The organism is Mesorhizobium sp. M1A.F.Ca.IN.020.06.1.1 (genome assembly GCF_004023265.1).
Taxonomy (GTDB): domain Bacteria; phylum Pseudomonadota; class Alphaproteobacteria; order Rhizobiales; family Rhizobiaceae; genus Mesorhizobium.
On record NZ_RZSR01000116.1, the window covers coordinates 1 to 9,419 of the forward strand.

At 63.4% G+C, this 9,419-nt stretch carries 8 protein-coding genes and 1 pseudogene; 5 read left to right on the top strand and 4 right to left on the bottom strand.

Annotated elements, in window-relative coordinates:
* Together EOA60_RS07860 and EOA60_RS07865 are read right to left on the bottom strand one after the other, a co-directional pair.
* Positions 1-658: methyltransferase domain-containing protein (locus EOA60_RS07860; protein ID WP_128311214.1), on the bottom strand; the 658-nt coding region annotated here is incomplete at its 3' end.
* 45 nt (positions 659-703) lie between these two features.
* Positions 704-2,053, bottom strand: coding sequence for an Nramp family divalent metal transporter (locus tag EOA60_RS07865; protein WP_095823220.1), 1,350 nt, complete (start codon positions 2,051-2,053; stop codon positions 704-706).
* A gap of 228 nt (positions 2,054-2,281) precedes the next feature.
* Between EOA60_RS07865 and mntR the strand changes: the two genes are divergently transcribed.
* The 3 genes from mntR (at position 2,282) to EOA60_RS07880 (ending at position 5,427) form a co-directional block, all read left to right on the top strand.
* On the top strand, positions 2,282-2,734 hold the full coding sequence (gene mntR, locus EOA60_RS07870; protein ID WP_066994948.1) for a manganese-binding transcriptional regulator MntR: 453 nt from the start codon (positions 2,282-2,284) through the stop codon (positions 2,732-2,734).
* Positions 2,735-3,099: 365 nt separating this feature from the next.
* Positions 3,100-4,014 carry a neutral zinc metallopeptidase gene (locus tag EOA60_RS07875; protein WP_095801617.1) on the top strand — a complete coding sequence of 305 codons (915 nt, stop codon included), beginning with the start codon at positions 3,100-3,102 and terminating at the stop codon, positions 4,012-4,014.
* 144 nt (positions 4,015-4,158) lie between these two features.
* Positions 4,159-5,427 (top strand): TCR/Tet family MFS transporter, encoded by a 1,269-nt coding sequence (locus EOA60_RS07880; protein WP_127335062.1) that lies wholly within the window; start codon positions 4,159-4,161, stop codon positions 5,425-5,427.
* A 189-nt stretch (positions 5,428-5,616) separates the two neighbouring features.
* On the opposite strand, the gene carA is transcribed toward EOA60_RS07880, so the two are convergent.
* A complete protein-coding gene (gene carA / locus EOA60_RS07885) occupies positions 5,617-6,819 on the bottom strand; it encodes a glutamine-hydrolyzing carbamoyl-phosphate synthase small subunit (protein ID WP_127335061.1) in 1,203 nt (400 codons plus the stop codon).
* Between the two features lie 269 nt (positions 6,820-7,088).
* Between carA and EOA60_RS07890 the strand changes: the two genes are divergently transcribed.
* A complete protein-coding gene (locus EOA60_RS07890) occupies positions 7,089-7,538 on the top strand; it encodes a GatB/YqeY domain-containing protein (protein WP_067326768.1) in 450 nt (149 codons plus the stop codon).
* Positions 7,539-7,547: 9 nt separating this feature from the next.
* On the opposite strand, the pseudogene EOA60_RS07895 reads toward EOA60_RS07890, so the two are convergent.
* A pseudogene (locus EOA60_RS07895) lies at positions 7,548-8,536 on the bottom strand (hypothetical protein).
* Between the two features lie 293 nt (positions 8,537-8,829).
* Between EOA60_RS07895 and EOA60_RS07900 the strand changes: the two are divergent.
* On the top strand, positions 8,830-9,419 hold a 590-nt coding region (locus tag EOA60_RS07900; RefSeq protein WP_128311217.1), incomplete at its 3' end, for a DNA helicase.

The window sequence follows — 9,419 nt, forward strand, 5'->3', positions numbered from 1 at the left end:
AGGAACCCATGAAGGGCCGGCAGGCGAACCCCGCCTGCATGCGGGTGACCAGCACGGCGAGGCCGATACGCTGCGCCGGCCGCCAGGGGAAGATCAGCCGGCCGCCGGGCCTGAGCGCCCTCAGCCACGCAGGGGGCGGGGCAATGACGGCAGCATTGACATAGATGATGTCGGAGGGCGGCAGCGGGCCGGCGACAGCGTCGCCGGCAACGACCTCGACATTGCCATAGGCCGCGAGGTTCACCTTGGCTTGCGCGGCGAGATCCGCTTCGATCTCGAAGGCGGTGACGCTGCCGCCGGGCTCGACCAGCCTTGCCAGCAGCGCGGTATAGTAGCCCGTACCGGCGCCGATATGGGTGACGGCTTCGCCGGGTTTCGGTTCGACCTTGCCGATCCACATGGCGTGCAGAATCGGTTCGCCGTTGTTGATGCCCTTGTCGGCATCGAGCACCACCAGCACGTTCTGGTAGATGTAGCTTGGATCCGCAGTCGGGGTTTTGAACGCTCCGTCGCCGGCAAAGACTGTCCAAGGTCCAGGGCCGAGAAAGGCCTCGCGCGGCACGGAGGCGAACGCCTCCTCGATGCGGGGATCGGCGGAGCGCGCATGCGCGGCCATCAGTTTGGCGTAGAATTTTCGGGCGTCGTCCGAAACGGTCATGCTTTCAGAAGATAGCGCGGCCGGCCGGGATGTCGCGGCTCGAACTCAGCCGGCAAAAGTGTCGAAGAGCAGCTTGAAGTTGAGCACCAGGATGATCGCCGCGACTACCCAGGCGAGTGCGGCGACGCCGCGCGAGATGACGAAACTGCCCATCTTCTTCTTATCCGAGACGAACTGCACCAGCGGCACAACGGCGAAGGGCAACTGCATCGACAGGATGACCTGGCTGAAGACCAGGAGCTGGGCCGTGCCCTTTTCGCCGTAGAGCGCGGTGACGATCACGACGGGGACGATGGCAAGGCCGCGCGTCAGCAGGCGGCGCGCCCATTGCGGAATGCGCAGACGCAGGAAGCCTTCCATCACGATCTGGCCGGCAAGCGTGGCGGTGACCGTCGAGTTGAGCCCGGAGGCGAGCAGCGCGACCGCGAACAGGATCGAGGCAATGCTCAAGCCCAACAGCGGCGACAGCAATTCGAAAGCCTGACCGATCTCGGCGACATCCTGGTGCCCGGTGCCGTGGAAGGCCACTGCCGCGACGATCAGGATGGACGCGTTGACAAACAGCGCCAGGATCAGCGCGATGGTCGAGTCCGTGGTCGCCCATTTGATGGCGTCGCGCTTGCCGGCATCGGTGCGCTCATAGGCGCGGGTCTGCACGATCGAGGAGTGCAGGTAGAGATTGTGCGGCATCACGGTGGCGCCGATGATGCCGATGGCGATGTAGAGCATCGTCGGGTTGGTGACGATCTGGGACGACGGCACAAACATCGAATGCAGGATTGTGCCTGCGGGCGGGGCGGCGACGAAGATCTGGATGGCGAAGCAGCCAAAGATGATGATCAGGAGCGCGACGACGAACGCCTCGAGATAACGGAAGCCCCTGTTCATGAGCAGCAGCACAAGGAAGGCGTCCAGCGCGGTGAGGACGGCGCCGCCGATCAGCGGGATGCCGAACAGGAGCTGCAGCGCAATCGCCGTGCCGATCACCTCGGCGAGGTCGCAGGCGATGATCGCCAGTTCGCAGGCGATCCAGAGCAGGAAATTTGCCGGACGCGGATAATAGGCGCGACAGGCCTGCGCGAGGTCGCGGCCGGTGGCGATGCCGAGGCGGGCGGCCAGTGCCTGCAACAGGATCGCCATCAGGTTCGACAGCATGATGATGAAAAGCAGCGTGTAGCCGAACTGGGCGCCGCCGGCGAGGTCTGTCGCCCAGTTGCCCGGGTCCATATAGCCGACCGAGACCATATAGCCGGGACCCATGAAGGCGAACAGGCGGCGGAACCAGAGACCGGTGTCGGGCACCCTGATCGAGGCATTGACCTCGCGCAGACTGGGCTGCTCAGTCTCATCGGAGCGGGCAAATTGCCACGAGGGACGGGACACTGCTTCTGACATCGGGGGGTCCGCTGGAAGGGTATCGAGGATCGCCACTATGTATGCTAAGGCTGAACATTATGCAACAGGCTATACTTCATTGTTCAAGCTCTTGTGATGCACGCCGATAGGGCGCCGCGTGCAGCAGCAAACGCCGGGTTGCGCCGACCCGGGAATGCAAATAAACGGCCAGGGCACCACGGTCCGTGCTATGAGTGCGGAGCCGATTCAGCCATGAAGGAGCGCGTATTGGCGCTGAGGAACAGACCAGTTCGACGCGAAAAGCCGCTTCCTGATGCCGAAATCCATTCGGAAGGGTTCCGTCAGACCCGCGAAGCGCGTCGCAGCGCGCTTGTCGAGGACTATGTCGAGCTGATCGCCGATCTGATCGAGGACGGAAACGAGGCCCGTCAGGTCGATATCGCGGCCAGGCTTGGCGTCGCGCAACCCACCGTGGCAAAAATGCTGACAAGGCTCTGCGCCGACGGGCTGGTGTCCAGGAAACCCTATCGCGGGGTGTTTCTCACGGACGCCGGTCGCAAGGTGGCGCAGGAGAGCCGCATCCGTCACGAGACTGTCGAAGCCTTCCTGCGCTCGCTCGGTGTCAGCGCCGAGACGGCACGGATCGATGCCGAGGGCATCGAGCACCATGTCAGCGCCGAGACGCTGGATGCATTTCGCAGGGCGATGACGACACGCTGAGCCCCGCCAGCGTTAAACTTCTGGACCGACGAGTCGCTGGAACCGCCGAACGGTACGCACGTTGCTCCTGACGTTGCGCGATGATCGCGTGGAACGGAGGAAGCGACGGGCGTTGAACAGGCACCGACCACGAAGGGCAAGCCAGCGGCCAAAGGGTTGAGACACGCGGCGGCTCGTGACGAGCGCAAGACCGAGGCCGAAACCGGCTCGAAGCAAAAGCTCTGATTTCATCCCATCTGGAGCCGGACGCGCGGTCTTTTGGTCAGCAAAAATGCTGTGACTCGGCGTGACCGTTGCGATAATTGTCTGAAGGGGGCGGTCATAGGCCGGACCTTCCAGAACATCTGCATTGCGAGGAAGTTGCCATGCTTTGGAGAGGCCGCCGTCAGAGCGACAATATCGAGGACGAGCGCAGCGACAGCGGCGGGTTCGGCGGTGACAGTCCGCGGCAGTTCCGCGTTCCGATCGGGGGGCGAGCGGGCGGCGGCGGCAGCATCATCTTCGTCATTCTGGTGGTTCTCGCCGGATGGTATTTCGGCTTCGATCCATCGCAGATCCTGGGTGAAGGTGGTGGCCTCGTGCCGGGCGGCGGCGGCCAGATTACCGAAGACAGCAGTTCGCCGGACAGCGGCGCGCCCGCCTCGGACGAGATGAAACAGTTCGTGGCGACCGTGCTCGCCGAGACCGAGGACACATGGAGCGGTATCTTCAAGGCCAATGGCCTTACCTACGAGGACCCAAAGCTGGTGCTGTTCAGCAGCCAGATCCGGTCGGCTTGCGGCTTTGCCTCTTCGGCGGCGGGACCGTTCTATTGCCCGGGCGATCACAAGGTCTATCTCGACATGACCTTCTTCCAGCAGCTCGACCAGCAGTTCGGCGCCTCGGGTGAATTCGCCCGCGCCTACGTGATCGCGCATGAGGTCGGCCATCACGTGCAGAACCTCACCGGCATCATGTCGAAATTCAACCAGATGCGGCAGGGCATGGGCGAGGCCGAGGCCAATCAGATGTCGGTCCGGGTCGAGCTTCAGGCCGACTGCTTCGCCGGTGTCTGGGCGCACTATACTGCGCAGAAGGGCATTCTGGAGCAGGGCGACATGGAAAGCGCGCTGAATGCCGCCAAGCAGATCGGCGACGACACGCTGCAGAAAAAAATGCAGGGCTATGTGGTTCCGGAAAGCTTCAACCACGGCACGTCGGCGCAGCGGCAGACCTGGCTGGCGCGCGGCTACAAGAGCGGCAAGCTTTCGGACTGCGATACATTCAACAATCCGGTCTGAACAGCGACGCAGGGCTGCGGCACCGCGGCGGGCTGCCGGGAACTGATGTCAGGATGAGGCAGTTGCGGTCGTTCGCTTATTGTTCCGGCCGGCTGGCTCGCCTATAAGAGCCTCCCGTCCAAGGCGGCCGAGGAGCTTGTCACCATGATCGACCCCAAGACCGCCAAGCGGGGCCTTGCGCTCGTTTTCACGACGCTGCTGCTCGACGTCATCGGCTTCGGCATCATCATGCCGGTGCTGCCGGCCTATCTGCAGGAGCTGACCGGCGCCGGCGTAAGCGAGGCGGCTATCGAGGGCGGCTGGCTGTTCTTCGTCTATGCGGCGATGCAGTTCTTCTTCGCGCCTGTCATCGGCGGCTTAAGCGACCGTTTCGGGCGGCGGCCGATCCTGCTTGCCTCGGTGCTCACCTTCTCCATCGATAATCTGATCTGCGCCATCGCCTGGTCCTATCCGATGCTGTTCATCGGACGCGTGCTCGCCGGCATTTCGGGCGCCAGCTATTCGACGACGTCGGCCTTCATCGCCGACATCTCGAACGACGAGAACAGGGCCAAGAATTTCGGCCTGCTCGGCATTGCCTTCGGCGTCGGCTTCGTCATCGGTCCGGTGCTCGGCGGACTGCTCGGCACATTCGGGCCGCGCGTGCCGTTCTATTTCGCAGCCGGGCTCGCCTTCGTGAACTTCCTCATCGCGATGTTCTTGCTGCCGGAGACGCTGGACGAGCAGCATCGTCGCCGCTTCGAATGGAAACGTGCCAATCCGGTTGGCACGCTGATCCAGATGCGCAACTATCCCGGCATAGGCTGGATCGGGCTGGTCTTCTTGCTGATGACGCTCGGCCACATGATGTATCCGGCGGTCTGGTCCTTCGTTTCAAGCTACCGTTATGGCTGGAATGAGCAGCAGATCGGCTTCTCGCTCGGCGCCTTCGGTCTATGCGGCGCGATCGTCATGGCGACGGTGCTGCCGCGTGTCATCCCGAAGCTCGGCGAGTGGAGGACCGCGGCGATCGGCCTGACCTTCACCGCGCTCAGCGCCTTTGGCTACGCGTTTGCGACGCAGGGCTGGATGATCTACGCGGTGATCGTCGCCGGCTGCCTGGAAGCGCTCGCCGACCCGCCATTGAGGAGCCTTGCGGCCGCCAAGGTGCCGCCTTCGGCGCAAGGCGAATTGCAGGGCGCGATGACCTCGATCTTCTGGATCACCTCGATCATCACGCCGCTGCTTTATACGGCGATCTTTTCCTGGTTCACCGGCCCAAGCGCGCCGGTTGAGTTCGGCGGCGCGCCCTATGTGCTCGGCGCGGTTTTCCTGACATTGGCGGTGATCGTCTTCGTGACGAAGGTCGCCAAGCCGACACCGAAGGAGGTCGAGCGCATGCACGCGCAGGAAGCGGTGACCGACGCGGCTTAAGGCGTGTTGATATTCAGGTGGTGCCGGCCTGTAAATGACTGTTTCCTGCGCTTCCAGTGCGCACGACCAAAAAATACGATCCGCTCCGGTTCTCTGAACCCGGCCAGTTTGGTCGCTTCGCGCCCGTCTTCGACTCCGGCCCGGCCTGGCCCGAATCTCAATACGCCTTGGAGTGGGTTGCGCTTTGAGCTAGGCGCCCTCGGCCAGGGCCGGCGCGCCGCGCCGCTCGCGAATGAGATTGACGAAGCGGCGGAAGAGATAGTGCGAATCCTGCGGCCCGGGCGAGGCCTCGGGATGGTGCTGGACCGAGAACACCGGCCGGCCGGTCAGCGCGATGCCGCAATTCGAGCCGTCGAACAGCGAGACGTGGGTTTCCTCGACGCCTTCGGGCAGCGAGTCGGCGTCGACGGCGAAGCCATGGTTCATCGAGACGATCTCGACCTTGCCGGTTGTGTGGTCCTTCACCGGATGGTTGGCGCCGTGATGGCCCTGATGCATCTTCTCGGTCTTGCCGCCGAGCGCCAGCGCCAGCATCTGGTGGCCGAGGCAGATGCCGAACACCGGGAGATCGCTTTTCAGCAGGTCCTGGATGACCGGCACGGCATATTTGCCCGTCGCTTCCGGGTCGCCGGGACCGTTGGACAGGAAGATGCCGTCCGGCTGCATGGCCAGGATCTCTTCCGCGCCGGTTTTTGCCGGCACGACGGTGACCTTGGCGCCGAGGCCCGCAAGCAGGCGCAGTATGTTTCGCTTGACGCCATAATCGATGGCCACGACATGCAGCGACGACTCGTCCTGCTCGCCGAAGCCTTTGTTCCAGGCCCAGGGCGTCTCGCGCCAGACCGAGGATTGGCCCGAGGTGACCTCCTTGGCGAGGTCCAGCCCGATAAGGCCCGACCAGGCGGCGGCGCGCGGCTTCAGGTCGTCGAGGTCGAAAACGCCATCCGGTGCATGGGCGATCACGGCGTTGGGCATGCCTTTCTCGCGGATCAGCACGGTGAGAGCGCGAGTGTCGATCCCCGAGAGCGCGATGATGCCGCGCCTCTTCAACCATTGGTCGAGATGCCCGGCCGCCCGGTAGTTGGAGGGGTCGGTGACATTGGCCTTGAAGATCGCGCCGACGGCACCCGCGCGGGCAGCTGGATGCAAATCCTCGATATCCTCGCTGTTGGTGCCGACATTGCCGATATGCGGGAAGGTGAAGGTGACGATCTGGCCGGCATAGGAGGGGTCGGTAAGGATCTCTTCGTAGCCGGTCAGGGCGGTGTTGAAGCAGACTTCGGCGACCGCCGATCCGGTGGCGCCGAGGCCGCGGCCTTCGATCACCGTGCCGTCGGCGAGCACGAGAAGGGCGGTCGGCTTTTCGGTGGCCCAGGGGGCGGTCGTGGCCATGGCGGCACTCCTAGAGGCTGTTCCGGATCATCCCGTTGGAGGGACGACCCGCGCAGCAAACGACGCGCGGCGGCGAATTCGCGAGCCTGCGCGCAACCAAAGTTTCAGTTCATGCGAGGCTCAGTACATAGGGGATGGCGGCAAAGCGGTCAATGACGCTTCCTCCGAGCGGAATGGATTTATTTCGCCGAGCAAAATCAACGGTTTGCCTGGATTTGCCTTGAGCGTCCGGCGAAGCTATTGTCCGCCGCGATCGAAGGAGAAGCATCATGCGCGAGAAAATCGCCGAATCCATGAAGAGCGCGATGAAGGCACAGGACAAGCATCGGCTGCCGACGCTCAGGCTGATCCAGGCCGCCATCCACGACCGCGACATCGCCAATCGCGGCGCGGGCAAGCCGGCGGCGAGCGAGGAAGAGATCCTGCAGATCCTCTCCAAGATGGTGAAGCAGCGCGAGGAATCGGCCAAAGCCTTCGAGGACGGCAGGCGGCCGGAACTGGCGGCGCAGGAGCGCGGCGAGATGGAGATCATCCGCGAGTTCCTGCCGGCACAGCTCGACGATGTGGCGATCACGGCGGCGGCGCGCGAGGCGATCGCGGCGACGGGTGCCGCCAGCCAGAAGGACATGGGCAAGGTGATCGGCGCCCTGAAGCAGAAATATGCCGGCCAGATGGATTTCGCCAAGGCGAGCGCCATCATCAAGGGGCTGCTCCAGTAGAAGACCGGCTCAGTTCTTGCAGATCGGCACCGGCTGCGGCGGCGGCGCCGGATGGTCCTTCTTGTACTGCGCGATGATCGGCTCGAGGGTCTTCTTCGGCCAGAACTTCGGAGAGCCGATTTCCTTCAGGCAGGATGCGTTCCAATAGACGCCCGCAGCCGACAGCGCTTGGCCGGCGGCCTTTGCGCGCGCCACAGCGGCGATGTCGCGCGATTCAGGATAGATATAGAGCGTCGTCGGGTTGTTCTTCACCAACGGGATGATCTGCTCGGCATCGGCCGGCGACCAGCTGGTGCAGCCATTGCTGCGGCCGCCGGCATAATTCACCAGCTTGCCGAACGGGACGAAGCCGTCATGGTCGGCGTAGGAGCTGTTCGGATCTTTCCGCAGGCACATGCCCCTGAGCAAGGCTGCCGGATGGCCGCCGATCACGCGCTGCCTGGCGTTCGCCGCTTCGCCTTCGCCATCGAACTGGATGAAGGTACGCATGAACACCGCGTTCTGCGCACCGACGCGATAATAGCCCTTGAAGGACGTCTTGGTCTCGGCGGTCATGTAGGCTCCGCCTGCCGTCAGCTCCGAATCCATCGCGTTGCCGAAGTTTTTCGCGCAACGCCTGCCATTGGAGAAATCGGCAACGCCTTTGAGATTGCGGCCGCCGCCATGGCCCGAAGAAACCGCTCGAAAGAGCTGCTTGGCCTCGCAGATGATATAGTAGCGTTGGCCAAGCACACTGTTGCCCAGGTCGCCGGCCGCGTCGCATCCATGGCGAAGTAGCAGGGGTTGCTGACCGAACCTTCACTGACCTTCTTCTGGTGGAGGGCGCGCGCCCGCTCCAGCACGACCTGCGAGATCTGACCTTCGTTGTCGCCGACATGGCGCTGCAGCCAGTCCGGAATGTTCGATGGGCGCAACGCCGCGAACGAGCCGACCGATGCCGTCAGAGCGGCGAGGACGAAGAGGACGGCGGCACCAAGCGGAACAGATATCAACCGCACCGGATTAATCCCCCCTCGAACTGGTATCGCTTGTGGTGAATCACCTGCGCCAATCATAAGAGCATAGCGCCGATGGGCGAAACACTTCTTGTCTAGTGCGCTCTGCCGAAGCTGGCGCATCTGCGATTTTCGACAGGCAAGAAGTTGGCTACTATCTGATTCCGGCGCGCCCACGCCCTCCTCCCTCCGTTGGGAAAGCATCGTTCATGCAGGGCATTCGATCGCTAAACCGACTGTTCGAGCATCGGCATAAGGAGGGATTGCGAAGACTGCTCGCAATAGGAGGTTTTTCGATGCGGCTTTCCGCACCCGTCTATCATCTGAAGCGCCAGGCGAGGTTGCTGTCGCGCAAGGAAGATGTTCCCCTTCATGAGGCGCTTGACCGCATGGCCTTCAAGGAAGGCTTTGGCAGCTGGAGCCTGCTTGCGGCGAAAGCCGCCGAGGCCGCACCCGCCGGGAGGCTGCTGGCGCAACTGATACCCGGCGACATGGTCCTCGTGGCGGCCCGGCCGGGTCAGGGCAAGACGCTGATGAGCCTCGAACTCGCCGTGGCGGCCATGAAGCAGGGCAGTCGCGCCGTATTCTTCACCCTGGAATACATGCATGCCGACATCCTCGACCGGTTCCGCGACATCGGCGTCGACCCTGCCGTTTTCGACCATCTGTTCGAGTTCGACAATTCCGACGCCATCAGCGCCACCTACATCATCGAGGCGTTGGGGTCGGCGCCGCGCGGCACGCTGGCGGTGATCGACTATCTGCAACTGCTCGACCAGAAGCGCGAGGATCCCGAGCTCATGGTCCAGATACGCGCCTTGAGATCGTTTGCCCGGGAACGCGGGCTGGTGCTGGTCTTCATCTCCCAGGTCGACCGGTCATACGA